A 16,818-nucleotide genomic window follows, 5' to 3' on the forward strand; every position below is an offset into this window, starting at 1 on the left:
TCGGCGGGCGGCCGTGGGGGAGGTCACTGACACGATGATCGGGTTGCGCGGCGAGGGCCACGCGTCCTGGAAAAGCAGTCGGGTGGAGATATGCATCGCGGTGGCGGACTGGGCGAGGGGACTGACGATCTGGGTCCTCGGCGTGCCCGGCGGGGGAAGCACCGGCGCGACGCGGAGGAGGCCGCCGAGGCGGCACGGCAGAGTGGTCCCGGGTCCGGTGGATCAGGTGGGTCCGGTGGATCCCATGTGGGTTCGGATGAGTCGGATCGGGACGAGCGCCGTATCGAACGTCGGATCGATCAGTTGCGGGCGGGGAGCAGGAATGGTGGTCGGGTGGGGGTGACGTACAAATACTTCGGTGCGCCCGACGGCGCGACCGCGGCCCGCGTCCCGATCTCGATGCGCCCCGAGGAACTCGGCGGCGACGAGCTCGGGATGAACGGCATGTTCACCAAGATCAAGCCGGAGACGATGGCCGCGATGGTCCTCACCGGCATCGAGGGCGTCCCGCTCAACAAGGTGCCCCCGCTGGAACTGGTCGTCCTGCACCCGGACTACGCGGTCGTCAAACTCCCGATGACGGTCGTCGACCCCCTGCGCGGAATCGGCGAGGAGGCGGTCGGCGCGGCGGCGTTCATCTGGTCGACGGTGCCGGACCGGGGCGGGCCTCGGGATGCGTTCAATGTGTACCAACTGCTGCACGAGTGGCAGGACTTCAGCCACCGGCTGCATGAGGCGGGGCATCAGCCTTATTGCCTTGTTTGGCCGTGAGTTGGGGGTTCCTGGGTGATGGGCGAGGTCTTCGGGCCTCGCCTTTTTCATGTTTCTGGAGGGGGCGTCAGGCGGGCGCGCTGTCTCCCAAGGCGCCCCGGCCGAGGCTGCGCCGTAGGGAATGGGCGGCGCAGTTCTGCGCACGCGATCAGACAGAAGACTCCGGACAGTCGATGGCCTCTGGACCGTCGATGGTCTCTGGACCGTCGATGGTCTCTGGACCGTCGATGGTCTCTGGACCGTCGATGAACTACTGACCGTCAATGAGCTGCTGACCGTCGATGAGCTGCTGAATCGCGGACAGAATCCCCTCTACAGCGGAGGGCTCGGACGCGAGGACGGCCAGGGAGACGGATGGCCATCCGTTGTAGCCCTTCGCCGGCAGAGCCTCCAGCTTCTCCGCCAGGCCGGGGAGGGTCGGCAGGGAAGCCGCGAACGCCGCTGCCCGCGCATGGCCGAGGTGGTAGGTGATCGAGCCGAAGGCGAAGGAGAGGTCGTCCTTCGTCGGGTCGTCGCGCAGCGAGAGCGTCGCGATCGGTACGTCCCGACCGGAGACGCGGTAGTAGATGCGCATGCTCCGGTACTTGGCCGTACCGCACTCCAGCCGCCCCTCGCCCGCCGCGTGATCGAGCAGGGCGGTCGCGGTCCGCCGTACGTCCGGGTCGGGACGCGACGCGATCGCCGCGTCCATGTCGGCCCGGGTGGTCCGCTGCGTGGTGCGGTGACCCGAGGGCGACTTCGCCGCGGTGGCGACCTCGCCGTGCACACGTGGGACGAGGACACGGAGGTCGCCGCCACCGCGGTACTGGGTCAGCTCGACCGCGTACACGTCGGTCTGCCGCAGTTGGCGGTTCAGGAACTCGACGATCGCCCGCAGCTCCAGCGGAATCTGATCGGCGACGAACAGCAGCCGCATCTGCCCGGCGGCCAACCGCTCCTCGACCGTCGTCCAGAACTCCTCCGCGGACCGGTCGCCCTGGTCGCCGAGGAGTTCCCCGTACGCCTCCTGCAGCGATCGGCCGTCCTTGGCGCAGGTGTCCTCGAAGGAACGCCGGAGCAGTGCGGCCGGCCAGTAACGGGCGGCGTTCGCCGCGTAGTCGAGCATCTGGCCGACGACCTCACGCCGGATGCGGGTGTCCGTGGCCCGCTTGACCTCGACCAGGGTCGGTACGCCGTCGACGTCGACGAAGAGATGATCCAGCCAGTACGCCGGGGCGCTGTCCGTGCTCGTCGGCACCCCCATCTCCCGGGCCACCAGCACCAGCCGCAGCGGACGGCCATCGGCCAGCGAGCCGAAGTCCAGCACCCGTGGATGACGCGCGAGCAACTCCTGGAACTCCGCCTCGGTCTCGAACTCGGCCCGCTCCAGGGCCTGTAGTTCCTCGCCCAGGACGAACACCGGCTGGTTTGTCATGTGTTCCCGCCCCCGTGATCCGGCTTCCACGATCATTGATCGTTTTCTACGCCGGTGGATACAGGACGTTACCGACAACGACGCCCTGTCTCCCGCCACTTGACGGTTGTCTGTCGCATGGGCGTTGCGTCGTGGAACTGGGCGCCGGCCGGCCCATCAGGCACCGTCGCTCCTGCCCTGCCATTCGCGCGGGGACATCCCGTACGCCGCCCGGAACACCCGGCTGAAGTGCGCGGGGTTGGCGAAGCCCCAGCGGTGGGCGACGGCGGTCACGGTCGGGCTCATGCGGCCGGGGCGGCTCAGTTCGCGCCGGCATTCCTCCAGGCGACGGTGCTGGATCCAGCGGCTGACGGTGGGGCCTTCGTCCTGGAAGAGGCGGTGCAGGTAGCGGACGGAGATGCGGTGGGCGGCGGCGATCGATTCCGGCGAGAGGCCGGGATCGGCGAGGTGGTGGTCGATGAAGGCCCGGATCCGCACCAGCAGCGCGCGGTGGGCGGCGTCGCTGCCGGCGGTGTCCCGGCCGAGGTGCTCGGCGATGAGGGTGGTGAGCAGGTCCACGGCGTTGCGCGCGAGCATTTCGCCGATCTGGGGGCGGCAGGAATGGGCTCCGGCGGCGAGACCGGCCAGGAAGGGGGCCACCAGGGCGGCCGGTCCCTCGTCGCCGCGGAGGGTGATGCCGGTGATACGTCGCAGGTCGGACTCCCGGAGTCCGAGCGCCTGTCGCGGCAGCTGGAAGACCTTCATCTGGAAGCGGTCGGGGAAGCTCAGCGTGTACGGCCGGGTCGTGTCGTAGAGAGCGAAGTCGCCCGGGCGAAGGTAGGCGTCCCGGCCGTCCTGGGTGATGACGGCGGGGCCGCGCCCCTGCAGGCCGATGAGCATGTACTCGTCGCTGTCCCGGGCGATCAGCCGCGGCGTACGGAAGACCCGTTCCGGGTCGGCGTCCACGGTGGAGATCTGGAGGTGGCCGAGGCGGTCGGTCCTGACCGCTCCGGAGAAGGGCGCGTCCGCGGGGTCCTTCGGGGTGGAGACGTCCAGGGGCACGAACGTGCGCCAGACGGCATCGTGCCAGTAGGCCCGCCGCTCGCCTGCGGGCACGGAGTCCGTGGAAAGGACAAGGCTCACGGCGCCTCCACCGGATGTCCGACTTACTCGTCCTATATAGCCCGCCCCACCGCTTCTCCGAGGTCACGTGCGCGTATCGGTTTTGTGACCCACCGGCCCGCGAACCCGCGAGTTCACTCTCGGGCAAGTTCCGGTGCGCTGGTGGTCAAGCCGCGGCCGTCGGGCGGCCCACGCTTCGAGTCACGGACAGTTCGTCGAAGGAGCGCGCCATGCCGAGAACGGCCCCGCCGGGGCACACCCCTCGTTTCACCGCCTACAGTGCCCGGTTCCCGGAGGGCACGGACGCCTTCGTCTTCGCGCAGTACGGCTGCCAGGCGCCGTCCCGGGAGGAAGCCGAGCGGGGCGCGGCAGGCCTCGCCGCACTGTTCACCGGGCCGGACGGACCGGACCTGGTCGACCGCGGATCGTTCTACGACACCGCCGGAGCGCACAACGTGGCGTTGCTGGCGTACTGGTACGACCCGAGCCGCCACCGGCGCTGGCGGGAGTCGGAAGCCGTCCGCGCCGCCTGGGACGGCCTCCCCGTGCGGGGGCCGGTCGGGCACTGGCGCGAGGAGTCGGTCATCCCCGTCGAGCGGAACGAGACGCTGCACACCCACCGCCGTGAGGACTACGCGACCAGTGGTCTTTCGCAGTCCGGCGCCCTCGAACTCCCCGAGACCCAGGTGCACGACTACTGGGGTGCCGCCCGTGACCGTATCGCGGCGTCGGCCTCCGAGGCGCTGGAGCCCGAGATGCCGGCCTTCGAGCCGCAGGATCCCGGGTCCCAGGAGACTCGTGGCCGCCGCGTCAGTGTCGACGTACCGGGAAACGTGGCGCTGATCCGCACCGCGCAGGACTGGTCCGCCAGCACGCTCTACCGCGAGACGTACCTGGCCGACGTCAAGCCGGTCAAGGACCGGGGTGTCGACTTCCTGGCGCAGAACGTCGGGTCCGGCTGCATCGCCGCCCGCAACCTCGCCGAGGAGGCGGCCGACGGCGCGCCGCTCGACCGCGCCTGCACCATCGCCTGGTTCGCCTCGCTCGAACACCTGATGACCTGGTGCCGGTCGCACCGCACGCACCTGGACATCTACGCCAGCTTCTTCCGGATGGTCGGCGGCGGCGAGGGGCCGCTGGACGTCGCCTTCTGGCACGAGGTCTCCGTGCTGCCGACCGGCTCGGTGACCGCCGAGTACGTCAACTGCGATCCGCACACCGGCTTCCTGCCGCTGTCCCCAACCACCTGACAACAGAGGAGAGTTGACCATGGTCGAGTACACAGGGGCCTTCAAGGCGGCCGCCGTCCAGGCCGAGCCGGTATGGCTCGACGCCGACGCCACCATCGACAAGAGCATCGGCCTGATCGAGGAGGCCGCACGCGCGGGGGCACAGCTCATCGCCTTCCCCGAGACCTTCGTTCCCGGCTACCCCTGGTGGCTGTGGCTGGACTCCCCGGCCGCCGGCATGCGGTTCGTCGGGCGCTACCACGAGAACTCCCTGACCCTGGAAGGCCCGCGCTTCCAGCGACTGCTCGACGCCGCACGCGCGAACTCCATCGCGGTGGCCCTCGGATTCAGCGAACGCGGCGGCGGCAGCCTGTACATGGGCCAGGCAGTCATCTCCGCCGACGGCAAGCTCGTCGGCGCCCGTCGCAAGCTCAAGCCCACCCACGTGGAACGCACCATGTTCGGGGAGGGTGACGGCTCCGACCTGGTGGTCCACGACACCGAACTCGGCCGCGTCGGTGCCCTGTGCTGCTGGGAACACCTCCAACCGCTCACCAAGTACGCCATGTTCAGCCAGCACGAGCAGGTGCACGTGGCCGCCTGGCCCAGCTTCTCGGTGTACAAGGGGGCGGCCTACGCGCTCGGCCCGGAGGTCAACACCGCCGCCTCCCAGATCTACGCCGCCGAGGGCCAGGTCTTCGTACTCGCCCCGTGCGCCGTGGTCGGCGAGGCAGCCGTCGAGCTGTTCTGCGACACCCCCGTCAAGCAGCAACTGCTCCAGCGCGGCGGCGGCTTCGCCCGGATCTACGGCCCCGACGGCAGCCCACTGGCCGACCCGCTGCCCGAGGACGCCGAGGGCATCCTGTACGCCGACATCGACCTGACCGCGATCCCCTTCGCCAAGGCCGCCGCCGACCCGGTGGGGCACTACGCCCGCCCCGACGTCACCCGGCTCCTCCTCAACCGCACCGAGCGACGCCCCGTGGAGTACACCACCTACGCCGGCCCGCCGGCCGAGCACTTCGACGATGCCGAGGCGATCATCACGGAGCCGGAGCGAAAGCCGGAGGCGACAGCGGTGGGCTGAAGCCCCGCGCCATGCCGGGTGAGTGACCGCACTGCCCTGATCAAGCCCCGGTGGGCACAAGCCCTCGTCTCACGCGTGCCCCTGTGGGCGCCCACCCGCAGGGGCACATCCAGGGCACGTCGAGTTACTGCACGAGTCCGGGTCAGAACGGCTCGCTGCGGGCCGTTTTAGCTCCGACGAGCACGGACCGCTCCCAACCGGCCCACATGATCTGGTCGATCTCATCGACCCCGGGTGTGCCGGCGGCTGTCGGACTGATGCCGTATCCGGACTGCCAATCGTCGATCGCAGCGGCCAACGTCGCGGAGGTGGTGGCCACAGCGCGGCGTCGCTCCGGCACAGTGGCTACCTGCGCAGCGATGAGGGTCGGCGAGTTTTTCCCCATGCGCTGGCTCACTGCGGCGCCTATGGCTTCCCGCTGCCGATGGTTCTCCATGAGCCAACTGCCAGTGACCACGGCACAACCAGCGGTAGGAACGACGGAGCCGCCTCGGAAGCGAACCCCGACACGGTCGCCGACTGCGGCGAGCGGGCCTCGCCCATGCAGCAGGACCTGAGCGGCAAGCTGTACGGCCTCGGCGTTCTCCGGGGTGCTCAGGCGGAGCGGGATGCTGATGTAGACCCGGCTGTCGGCACCAGGCACGCCTTCTCCTGACCCGATACTTCCGCATTCGGGATGAGAAGTGGCTCTGCTGACTGCGGAGTTGGACGGTCTCATGGCTTTCGCCAGGAGCAGCCAGTCCTCCGGCGGTCTCGGGCCGACGATCACCATCCGCTCAGGAAAGGCAACGCATTGCAGGGCCGCATGCGTCTGCAGGTCCTGCTTCGCTATGGCCGAACTCGTTCCGATGCCGCACTCGTCGAAACGGGCCAGCTGAGGCCGCCGAGTGGCAAGCGCCGCAAGCTTGTAGCCGGCAACGAGCAGCGGATTCCCGAACCATTCGGCCAGTTCGACATCGATTGCACGGCATTCCCGCAGCCGGACGTCGTCATCGATCCTCCCTTCAGCCAGCATCCGGTGGGCAGTGGTCATCGCTGTGACAAGCTCGTGGTCCGCCTCGGCAAGCACCGTTGCCGAGACACTCATCGTGTCCGCGTGGGTTTGAGCCTGTGCCACCATCGGCGCTGTCATGATCGCGCGCAGTGTCACCAGATACAGATGCTCGTACAGATGGGCCACACCTGGCGCATGCATGGGATCGTGACCGAATCCGAACGCGTACGTGGCGATCACGGAAGTCGTCGGGGACCCAGGCCGGTGCCCCACGATCGCGCTGCCACCATTGCCCGGCAATTGGAAGATCTCACCATTCACGAACGGCCTCGCGCAGTTGGGTAATGGTCGCCTCCGGCAGTCGGCCGACCACGGCGACGGCGGGAGCGGACAGGCCGTCGGGTCCGGCAGGATCTCCTGCCGGGCCCTGAAAGGGATCTTCCGACGGGTGGATCGCCTCATAGAGTCCGGCGCTTGCCCGCAGGTGGGGCAGCTGCGTGTTGGGAATCCCGAAGTCTCGGATGCGGCGGAGTTCGTCTCGTACGGCTTCGAGGAGAGTGACCACGTGGTCCGCCACGGTACTGAGGCCGATGGTGAGACAGGCGGTGCCGTGCTCCTGAACAGGCATCGCAGCTGCCGCGTAGTACGGCACCTGACGCCGCGCGAGCGTCTGGACGAGGCTGCCAGGAGCACCGAGGCGTCCCAGATAGGTGGCCGCGATCAGCGCGGGCTCTGCTCCGGCGATCCCGCCGGGCCAGGGCAACTGCACGCCCACGGCAAGTCGTTGCAGGTCACGGGCGCCGTAGTACATGCCACCGCGCCACTGGAGCGCATCCTTCCATTCGCCCGGATGCGCTTCCGTGTGGATGAGTTCCGTGACGTCGTGAGCGTGCTCGACGATCTGCTGGTCGGTGATCGCGGCTGCTGCGGCCCCGCTGGGCAGTGCGTCCACACAGGCTTCGCCCCAGCCCGCCAGGTGAAGTGCGCGCTGGACGAGCTGGCCGCGGTCGTTCATCCGGTGGGCCCGCCGCGTGACGAGCGTGCGACGGAGCGTGCCGAGATCAACTTCGTTCAGCCGTTGGTTCAGCAGATCTCGGGTAGCGCCTGAAGGCACGCTGACCGCGGAGCAGCGATGACCCACCCGGTACGCATCGACACCGAAGAGGGCTGCGCAGGTCAGGGCCGTCAGCCCGGGCGCGTTGGACGGCTCGGTGGCCGTACCCCACGGGATCCACCGCGCTGCGGGTCCAGCGGGTGCTGGGGCGGTCAACCGCCCCAGAGATACGAAGCTACTCACCTCTGCCGTCCGTGCTTGCTCTGTAGTGCGGCAGCAACAGCAGCGTGGTGGTCGTGAGATTGACCGCACCCGCGACCATCAGGACCGGAGCAGGATGGTCAGTCACTTCTCCGATGAGGGGGACACAAATGTAGGACGCCGTCATGAGCAGGTTCAGCATTGCCCGGCGGAACGCGAAGATCCGGCCGATGACGTCATTGGACGTCGACGACTGATAGACCACGGTCGCGGCTCCAGCGATCATCACGTTGCCGGCTCCGCCGAGAAGGCCGACCACGACGACCGCGGCCCAACTCCAGGATCGGTCGCTGAGCACCAGCGCTACGGTTGCCAGGGTGGACACCGACGCCCCGGTCCACATGATGAGCGGCTGCCGGTTGAACCTGCGGACGAACAGGTACGACCCGACGATCCAGCCAATGCCCGCCAGTGTCTGGTAGACGGCCGCCGCGGCAACGCCCACCGTCTCCTTGAAGACCGCCAGAGCGATGACTGTTTCAGAACCGAGGAAGAGGAAATACGACGCTTCGGCGAGCGCTACCCGGCGTAGTTGTGGTTCGACACCACTCCAGCGCAGAGGTTCCAGTCGCGCCTGCGGCCGGCCGTCGCCGGACCGTACCGTTCGACCCGGTATTTCGGCTGTTGACGGGCGCAACAGCATGGCGAGGAGCCCGGAAACCACGAACGAGGCGAGGTTGGCCCACAACGCCCCTTCGATACCGACCCCCGCCGAGAGTGCCGCGCCGATCAGTGGTCCGAGGCTCATGGCAGCCCCGAAGACCACCTCGAACTTGGCGATTACCGGGCGGGCCTCGTCAGCGGAGATCCGTTCCTTGAGCAGAGCCTGGACTGCCGGAACCGACGCGCTGCCGACTGCTTTGAGGAGAGCCGAGATGACGTAGACGACAGCGAGGTTCTCGGCCCGTACGCCCACAACCAGGATCAGGACCAGCAGCGCGCAGAGCATCTCGCAGATGATGAACACCCGCAGCCGGTCGAACCGGTCGACGATCCGACCTGCGACTGGAGCGCAAAGGACCACTGGCAGGGTGCCTGCGGCGAAGGTTATGCCGGTAGCCGTATAGGACCCGGTGACCGCCAGCACCCACAGCGGTAGTGCGAGGCTCTGAACATAGTTGCCGAGCAAAGAGCATGCGTTCGCGAGCAGCAGGATGCGCCAGCTCTGCCATGGCCCTGCGGTCGGAGCCCGGACGTCGGACGCGGCCGCCTGGCTGTCCGTGGTCAAGGCCGGCTCCAACCGAGGCGGCTGGCGGCGAACTGCGGTTTCGTCGTCTGGGCGGGGGGACACCCGAAGTGCGCGGAGAACTTCTCGGCGACGTCGGCCAACTGGGCCAAGTCGACTCGGCTCGCCTGATTCGTCTCCACCTCGACAACCGCAAACGTGTCTACCAGACGTGAGGTGGGATCCCGCAATTCGACGGCATCACAGCTGAGGGCAACGATGGCCCCTTGCTCAGTGAGCAGAGCCGCCTTGGTGCGCCGTTGGGAGAGATACCCGAACACCCGTATCTCCTGCACTGCGGGAACCTTCCGCGCCAAGTGCCGACCGGGCCTCGCAGTGAGCGCACCCGTGCTTGACAGAGCCTTCACGTCGGGAACGTATTCCGACATCTCTAGTACGTCGCGGCGCCCGTCCACCCAATGGATGGTCTCCTTCGCCACCAACCACGACGGTCCCTGGTTCGTGTTGACCAGCGCGGTCAAGGAGCAGTCGGCCGTCGACAACGACCACTCCCTGTCGTCGAAGCACAGCGTGTGCTGCAAGATCGACGCCTGATCGTCAAGGCGCAGCCCGGAGACCTCGACCAGTTGGCCGCGCAGTTCGTCGCGCGCGCCTGTTTCGGCGAGCGTGGCCGCCGGCACCACCCACCGGTACTCGTGCTCCACACCGACCCGCGGTATCCGCAGAATGCGTTCCAGATCCATCATCACGTCGCTTCCACAAGTCGATAGGTCGAACTCACGTAGTCCTGGTCGGAGAAACCACCCACGGTGAAGACGTCAACTCGATGGGTCGGTACGCCGAACATTTCCGCGCACACCTCCCGCACGACGGCGCCTGTGGAGGGCGGCGGCCGGAAGTGACCGGATTTGGTATTCGCCACCACCGCATGCACCTGCGGCGCGCCGATCAGCACGATCTCGCCGGCCGTACGCACGCGCAGCCGGTCGGGCACCAACATGGGGTGGGCCACGGGAACGCCGTCGACCTGTGACTTGGCGCGCCCGAAAATGAGCTCACGGAGGCTGAACCGGCGTCGCCATATGAGGAGGCGTCCCCGGTCATCGATCACGAACATGTGCGGCGCGCCTGTGACGAACTCGGCCGGAACCTCGGGAGAACGGACATGCCACGTCTGCTTGATCGCCGTCTCGGCTGCCATGGCATAACGCTCCTGGAACACCTCGCGATCGAACTCGATGACCAGCGGGTCTCTGTGCACCACACGGGTGGGGTGGTCATGGCGAACCGTCAGCTGACGGGCATAGGCCGCGCGGATGTCGTCAGCGGTACGGGCCAGCCGATCGCGCAGGCCGGGGACAGGGCCGCCGCACATGTGCGCGTGCCATAGCCGGACCAGCTCCTCATACTTGAGAAAGACCACCGCCTGAGAGGACGGCCCGTACTTGACGGCTGCTTGTGCGGCAGCCGTGCGCAACTTGTCGGCTTCGTCAAGGTAATGCGCGTCAGCAACCATGAGTTGAGCCCTCCCTTGGCAGTGGAAGGGCACCCGGCCCTGAAAGGGCCGGGTGCCGGTGAGAGGCCGCGTGCGCCTGTTAGCTCCAGGTCTCGGCTGCCTGCACGGACATCAGTGCGTCCAGGCCGTCCTCGGTCCCGTCGAGAGACTCGATGACCTCGATGATCTCCACAACCTGCTCCATGGTGACTTCTCCTCTCGAAAATGCCCGAATCATGTGACAGCGGATGAACGAGACGTAAGGCGATGAATTTCTCACCGCACTCCGCCCCGCCGTCTGTCAGCGGTTAGCTTCGTCCGAGCTTGCATCGCGTCGTCATCCACTTTTCATCCACAGGCGCTGACCAGGGCGGACGGCATTCAGTGAGGCATGCAGACGATCGGGCGAATTCATCAGGGGCAGTTCACGCCGGACGGCGATCGCCATCCAGTTCACCGAGCAGGCGCTCCATCTCCATCTCACCCGTGACGTCGTTGTTCTGGCGGTAGACGTCCTGCGCCTTCCGAAACCACTCTTCTGCGACGGCAAAGTCGCCGGAGCCGAGAACTGCGTGCCCGATGCGGGCGAGGGTGTCCGCCTCGGCTGTGCGGAACCCGGACTTCCGCATCAGTGCAAGCCCTTCGTGCAGGTACGCCAGGGCTTCCGGATAGTTCTGCTTGCGGATGAACAGCGCACCGATGCTGCTGAGAATCTGAGCCTCGTGGTGCCGGAGACGGTGCTCCCGGGCGAGGGACCGTCCGGCCTGCAACCGTTCCAGCCCCGCCTCGATGTCGTCGAGGGCTATCAACGCGTCCGCCGAGTTGTTCAGCGCGTGCACGATGAGCGTGGTGTTCTGTGCTGCTCCGGCGAGACCGAGTGCCAGCTCGTGCTCGGCCAGCGCGTCGTGGTACCGGCCCTGCAACTCGTAGGCGAACCCAAGGCCGAGACGTGAGCCGGCAGCGCCGTCCGGGTGCCCTTCCCGCTCATAGAGCTCGGCCGCCGGGAGGAGGTGCTCGATCGCGCCCTTGAGGTCATGCGTGACCACAAGGGCACCACCAAGCGCATGGTGCAGGTGGGCCCGGAGCAGTGGATCGTGGATCCTGTGTCCGTTCGCCCCGCACTGCTTCCAGGCATCCAGGTCCGCGGTGGAGAAGCCGGTACGCAGGAAGTAACTGTGCAGGTGATAGAGCAGCTCCACTGCCCGGTCGATATCGTGACGGACCGCGGCATCGGTGACCGGTGCCAGGTTCTCCCTCTCCTGGTCGAGGAACGTGATGGCGTCGACATCCTTGGCGAATGGCCCGATGAAGGTCTCTATCAGCGGTCCTCGATCGGCGAAAGCATCGCGATCGGGCCGCAGCACGCCATTGGCCATGGCAGCCACCGACACGTACCAGCTCAAGAGACGATCAAGGGCCTCGGCCGATCGGTCATCTCCGGCCTGGGCGTCAAGACATTCCGCGGCGAAGGAACGGACCAGGTCATGCATGGTCAGGTAGTGGTCACCAGTCCTGGCAAGCAGGTGCAGCGCGATCAAGTTGTTGAGGCTGCGCTGCGCGGCCGACAGCGGAACCGCCGCGATCGCCGCCGCTGACTCCGCCCGCACCCGACGACCGGGGTGAACCGCCAGCAGTCGAAAGAGCCGTGCGTCATCCGCTGACAACGTTGCGCAGCTGTTCGCCAATACTGAGCGGACACTGCGCGTGTCGCCGTCGATGGTGAACCCGTCGAGTGGCACGTCGTCGCGAGAGAGGCCGGCAGCCAGTTCCTCGACCGTCAGGGAGCTGTCCGCCATCATCCGCGCGGCGAGGATACGCAGCGCCAGCGGCATCCCGTCGCACAGATCGAGCAGACTCTCCAGCGCCGGACTGTAGCTCGCCGATGGTTCGTCCGCGGCTCTCGTGAGAATGGAACCACTTTCCATCCGGCCGAGTCCGCCAAGGGCCAGCCCCTTGACCGCGACATGGGCGTAGAGGGCCGCAAGGTTGTTGCGGCTGGTCACCACCAGTTGCGAGCGCCCGCTGGGCGGCACGGCCGGCAGAATGTGATCGATTGTGCCGGCGTTATCCAAAATGATCAACAGCTTCATGTCGGCCACGATCGAGCGGTACAACGCAATTCGCTTCTCCAGCGAGCCGGGTATCTTCTGCGGCGGGAGGTTCAGGCTCTCCAGGATATATTCGAGCACGCTTCCCGCCGAACGGCTGGTATCCGCGCTGTGGCCGCGCAGGTCGAGGAATATGTGGCCGTCAGGGAAGTTGTTCCGGACCTGGTGCGCCCACTGCACGGCGAGCGACGTCTTACCCATGCCGGCCGCGCCGGCGACTACAAGCACCTGTGCCTCCCCGCGGTATTGCGAGAGCAGGGACAATTCCCCTTGACGTCCAGCGAAGGAGCCGTCCGACGGAGGAATCTGACTCGGTACCGGCGGTGAGTGCATCGCATTGACGGGAGGCGTGGCGACCGTGATCACCTCGTCGGCCGTCGGCCCCAACAGAATCGGATCGCTTTGCAGAATTCTCTTGTGCAGCTCTTGCAGCACGGGGCCGGGATCGATTCCCAACTCGTCATTCAGCCGGGCGCGTGCCTGCTGATAGGTCTGCAGTGCGGCCGTCTGCTGGCCCGTGCGATACAGCGCCGTCATGAAAAGTCCAGTGAGCTGCTCACGGAATGGGAATTCCGCAACAAGTGCGGCCAGCTCGGTTACCGCACGACCATGCAAGCCGATCTGCAGCTCCAGTCGCATGCATTCTTCCCAGGCTGCGGAACGCTCCTCGTTAATAAGCACGGCGTTCCTCTGGATGACCTGGCTGTCGACGCCGGCGAAGGCAGGTGCCCGCCACAGCGCCAGCGCCTCCCGCAGTTTACCGACTGCCTCAGGCAGATCGCCCGTCTCGGCGAGACCACTGGCTTCGGCGACCAGAACACGAAAGACGTGGAGATCTATACGGTCCAAATCAACGTCGAGGGAGTATCCGGCCCGGCCCGTTCGGATGACCTCGTTTGCCTCGGTCACACCGGCGCCCAGCCACGCCTGACGGAGTTGCGACGCCACATTCTGGACCTGCCGTTCCGCTGATGCGGGCGGCGCGCCGTCCCAGAGTGCCTCCGCGAGCGCACCGATTGACACGAGTGTGTTCGGGCTCAGCAGCAGACGCGTCAGGAATCGCGCGTGGCGAGGGCGGAGCGGAGGGAGTCGACGCTCAGACCTTCGTATCTCCAGATGCCCGAGCACTCGAAATCTCATTGACCCTACCTTCGACAAATAACCTCAACGAAGATAGCGCGAGAAGGACTCTGCCGAGTGGTCCGGTCACCTCCCAGCCAATTACCTCACAACGCCCCCGCGCGCTCGTCGGAATTCGAGAAGAGCCTACCAACCGCGCGTCTTCCATTCGGCGAGTGAAGGCCGTTCGACGCCGAGTGTCGTATCCCGACCGTGTCCCGGATAGACCCACGTCTCGTCTGGCAGGTTACCGAAGATCTTCCCCTCGACGTCCTCGAAGAGGGAGGCGAATGCGCCGGAGTCACCGAAGGTATTTCCCAATCCGCCAGGGAACAGCGAATCACCGGTGAACAGGTGCGGATGACCGTCCGGGTCGTCGTACAGCAACGCGATACTCCCCGGGGTGTGACCGGTCAGCCGGATCACCCTCAACTCGAACGCGCCACAGGTAATGATGTCGCCGTCGCTCAATGGAACATCAGTGGGCACAGAAATACCCGGTACATCAGGCTCTCCGGCGTAGGTCGTGGCTCCTGTCGCATCAACCACTGCGGCAAGCGCGCGCTCCCAGTGGTCCCGATGTTGATGAGTGGTCACGACAGCATCAAGGCGGCGATCGCAAAAATCCAGCAAGACTTCCGGCTCATTCGCCGCATCGATCATCAACCGTTGTCCGGTCGAAGAGCAATGAAGCAGGTAACAGTTGTTGTCACCAGGTCCGACTGAGACCTTGCTAATGGTCAGCGCGGAAAGCTCACGAACTCCTGGGGCCGCACCCGTGTATACCGTCATGCCCCGATCATAGATGACCACAGGAGGAAGACCAGGAGCTGTGGCCTGAACCACTCGACGAATAGCCCGGCTTGGACAATATTCAGAGGATCCTCAAAGCGGCCGCACATCCCGCCCTAACCGTAAGCCGTGCCTCTGGGATCGTCTCGGCGTTCCATAGGTAGCGGGACCGCTGGACACCCTCGGAGAACCTGGCCGAAAATCTCTCGCGGACCATGCCGCGCCCGACGATAGGCGACAAAAGCCAGAATGTGTCCAGAGGATACCGACTTGCCCGATCCTTCCGCTTTTAAAGGCACGCTCGACCCTTCATTGGGCTCTCGGAACGCCGTACCCCTCACCGAGCTGCGCCAATTCGGATCAGAGGACGTCAGGCGACCCGAGGCCAGACGATCTCGTCGAGGAAATCCTCCACCGCTGTCGCGACGCGGCCGAGCACGGCGGCGGATTCAGCAAGGCGCCCAGGCACGTGCATGCCGTGATCGGCCCCCTGAACTTCCAGCACATGTGGTGACAACTCGGCGGCGAGGGCTCTATCCCAATGCCTGTCCGCTGTGCCGCCGACCAAGAGGAAAGGAGCTGTGGCCACGCGAAGGGACTGGATCACCTCGGTGGTGGTCAACAACGGGGTGAGCCAGATCGCCGGCAGTCTCCGTTCGGCGGCGACGGCAGCCGTGTGGGTGCCAAGGGATTTACCGATCACAACGGGCACACTGTCCGGTGAATTCGCGGCCACATGGTCGATTACCGGGGCAACCTGGCCAAGGACCCAGGAGTTGACATGGCTGTCGTCCTGCTGTGGCGGATCCCAGGTGATCCGCTCAATCCTGGCCCCCCTGACTTTGGCGGCGTAGGCCGCGTACGCGAGAAGGGGGACATTGGGGCCGTACATTCCGCCGGGGATCACCACCGCAGCCCTCGGCGCCGCTGTCTGCTCACTCACGACCATAACCATATCCAAGGAAGACCGGTGCCTCCGACGGGATCTTGGACGAGAGGCACCTGGCCCAGGTGCCGCCAAGGCCCGGGGAGCCCCTCATCTGTGGCCGTGAGCTGGGGGTTCGTGGCGTGTGGGCGGGGTTCTCGGACCCCGCCTTCTTCATGTCCTGGCGGGGCCCTCGGGCGACAGCTCAGTGCGTCGAGGGCAAGTACCCGACCCCGAAACGGAATTCCCGCTGCCGGCCGGGCTCCAGTGACAGGGCGCTGGCGTGTTCCGGACGGTTGTAGGCGTCGGTGGGTACCTCGACGGGTTCCAGCGCGATGGAGGCGCGCCGGTCGCGGGCGAGGGTGTCGCCGGTGAAGACGTGCATGTAGCCGCCGTACTGCCACACCCGTAGGGCGTCTCCGGTCGCGGGGTCGCTCAGTACCGTCTCGGTGCGGCCGTCAGGTCCGGGGGCCAGGTCTGCGAAGCAGGCGTCGATGACGGCGTCGCCGAGCCTCCTGGGCGTGCGGAAGTCCATGTCGGGGCAGCGGTCCAGGGGCAGCAGGGCCTCCTTTCCGGGCAGGGGGATGAGGGAGGCGTCGGTGCGGATCAGGGTGTGGGCGGGGATCTGCAGGACGAGGTCGTCGATGAGACGGGGGTGGGGGCGGGACAGGGTGAAGTAGGGGTGCCAGCCCGACGCGTAGGGAGCGGTGGACTCCCCCACGTTCGTCGCCCTGATCTCTATGCCCAGCTCGCGGCGGCCGATCGTGTACTCCACGTCGAGGTCGAGCGCGAACGGGTAGCCGGCGTAGCGGCCCGGTCTGATGCTCGTGCTGCGCAGAAGTAGCCGTGCGGAGTCGGCCGTCGTGGTGGCCGCGACGAGCCGGAACGGCGCTTCGCGCGCGAAGCCGTGGTAGATCGTGCGGTCCTCGACGCGGCCGGGCAGCAGGTCGTGGTCGCAACCGCCGTGGTGGTAGCGGCCGTTGGCGACGCGGTTGGAGAACGGGGCGAGCAGGCCCGCCCGTACGCCGTCCTGCGACCGCAGTTCCGCCTCGTCGCGGTAGCCATCCGTCAGTTCCGTGAGCTGCCCGGCTGCTCCGCGTGCAACCTGCCAGCTCAGCAGCGTCGCCCCGCGCAGGGCGAGGACGACGCGTACGGCACCGTCCGGCGCGGAGACGGTCACGGTGGGTTCGTCGCCGAGACGGCCTTCGGTGATCCGGTACTCGTAGGGCATCCGGTGCTCGTCGGCCGTACCGCCCCCGCCTGTCACCCAGCTTCCGGAAGG

General features: G+C 66.9%; 14 protein-coding genes. 3 read left to right on the plus strand and 11 right to left on the minus strand.

Annotation, left to right across the window (positions count from 1 at the left end; genetic code table 11):
* Nucleotides 1-90: 90 nt before the first annotated feature.
* Nucleotides 91-771 carry a hypothetical protein gene (locus SPR02S_RS60685; RefSeq protein WP_078623076.1) on the plus strand — a complete coding sequence of 227 codons (681 nt, stop codon included), beginning with the start codon at nucleotides 91-93 and terminating at the stop codon, nucleotides 769-771.
* A gap of 250 nt (nucleotides 772-1,021) precedes the next feature.
* Here SPR02S_RS60685 and SPR02S_RS32870 read toward each other — a convergent pair whose 3' ends face one another.
* Nucleotides 1,022-2,185 carry a PDDEXK family nuclease gene (locus SPR02S_RS32870; protein WP_019061279.1) on the minus strand — a complete coding sequence of 388 codons (1,164 nt, stop codon included), beginning with the start codon at nucleotides 2,183-2,185 and terminating at the stop codon, nucleotides 1,022-1,024.
* A gap of 156 nt (nucleotides 2,186-2,341) precedes the next feature.
* Complete coding sequence (locus SPR02S_RS32875; RefSeq protein ID WP_019061280.1) at nucleotides 2,342-3,307, minus strand: AraC-like ligand-binding domain-containing protein; 966 nt, start codon at nucleotides 3,305-3,307, stop codon at nucleotides 2,342-2,344.
* A 209-nt stretch (nucleotides 3,308-3,516) separates the two neighbouring features.
* On the opposite strand from SPR02S_RS32875, the gene SPR02S_RS32880 reads away from it, so the two are divergent.
* Both SPR02S_RS32880 and SPR02S_RS32885 read left to right on the plus strand, forming a co-directional pair.
* On the plus strand, nucleotides 3,517-4,536 hold the full coding sequence (locus SPR02S_RS32880; RefSeq protein WP_019061281.1) for a phenylacetaldoxime dehydratase family protein: 1,020 nt from the start codon (nucleotides 3,517-3,519) through the stop codon (nucleotides 4,534-4,536).
* 19 nt (nucleotides 4,537-4,555) lie between these two features.
* Nucleotides 4,556-5,602: a carbon-nitrogen hydrolase family protein gene (locus tag SPR02S_RS32885; RefSeq protein WP_019061282.1), complete on the plus strand. Its 1,047-nt coding sequence runs from the start codon at nucleotides 4,556-4,558 to the stop codon at nucleotides 5,600-5,602.
* A 142-nt stretch (nucleotides 5,603-5,744) separates the two neighbouring features.
* Here SPR02S_RS32885 and SPR02S_RS32890 read toward each other — a convergent pair whose 3' ends face one another.
* The 9 genes from SPR02S_RS32890 to SPR02S_RS32935 form a co-directional block, all read right to left on the minus strand.
* Nucleotides 5,745-6,836 carry a hypothetical protein gene (locus SPR02S_RS32890; RefSeq protein ID WP_019061283.1) on the minus strand — a complete coding sequence of 364 codons (1,092 nt, stop codon included), beginning with the start codon at nucleotides 6,834-6,836 and terminating at the stop codon, nucleotides 5,745-5,747.
* A 70-nt stretch (nucleotides 6,837-6,906) separates the two neighbouring features.
* A complete protein-coding gene (locus SPR02S_RS32895) occupies nucleotides 6,907-7,611 on the minus strand; it encodes a hypothetical protein (RefSeq protein WP_218006590.1) in 705 nt (234 codons plus the stop codon).
* A gap of 274 nt (nucleotides 7,612-7,885) precedes the next feature.
* Nucleotides 7,886-9,139: an MFS transporter gene (locus tag SPR02S_RS32900; RefSeq protein WP_218006591.1), complete on the minus strand. Its 1,254-nt coding sequence runs from the start codon at nucleotides 9,137-9,139 to the stop codon at nucleotides 7,886-7,888.
* Nucleotides 9,136-9,843 (minus strand): hypothetical protein, encoded by a 708-nt coding sequence (locus SPR02S_RS32905; RefSeq protein ID WP_019061286.1) that lies wholly within the window; start codon nucleotides 9,841-9,843, stop codon nucleotides 9,136-9,138. Before SPR02S_RS32905 ends, SPR02S_RS32900 begins: the two co-directional genes overlap by 4 nt.
* A complete protein-coding gene (locus SPR02S_RS32910) occupies nucleotides 9,843-10,613 on the minus strand; it encodes a hypothetical protein (protein WP_019061287.1) in 771 nt (256 codons plus the stop codon). The genes SPR02S_RS32905 and SPR02S_RS32910 overlap by 1 nt, the downstream gene beginning before the upstream one ends.
* A gap of 404 nt (nucleotides 10,614-11,017) precedes the next feature.
* Nucleotides 11,018-13,648 (minus strand): AfsR/SARP family transcriptional regulator, encoded by a 2,631-nt coding sequence (locus SPR02S_RS32920; RefSeq protein WP_019061289.1) that lies wholly within the window; start codon nucleotides 13,646-13,648, stop codon nucleotides 11,018-11,020.
* 318 nt (nucleotides 13,649-13,966) lie between these two features.
* Nucleotides 13,967-14,611 (minus strand): MBL fold metallo-hydrolase, encoded by a 645-nt coding sequence (locus SPR02S_RS32925; RefSeq protein ID WP_026151068.1) that lies wholly within the window; start codon nucleotides 14,609-14,611, stop codon nucleotides 13,967-13,969.
* A gap of 370 nt (nucleotides 14,612-14,981) precedes the next feature.
* A complete protein-coding gene (locus SPR02S_RS32930) occupies nucleotides 14,982-15,560 on the minus strand; it encodes an alpha/beta fold hydrolase (RefSeq protein WP_373283361.1) in 579 nt (192 codons plus the stop codon).
* Between the two features lie 181 nt (nucleotides 15,561-15,741).
* The gene (locus SPR02S_RS32935) at nucleotides 15,742-16,803 is read right to left on the minus strand and encodes an aldose 1-epimerase (protein WP_020684235.1); all 1,062 of its coding nucleotides are present in this window, start codon (nucleotides 16,801-16,803) and stop codon (nucleotides 15,742-15,744) included.
* Nucleotides 16,804-16,818 lie beyond the last annotated feature (15 nt).

Origin of the sequence: Streptomyces prunicolor NBRC 13075 (genome assembly GCF_000367365.1) — a bacterium.
Lineage (GTDB): Bacteria > Actinomycetota > Actinomycetes > Streptomycetales > Streptomycetaceae > Streptomyces > Streptomyces prunicolor.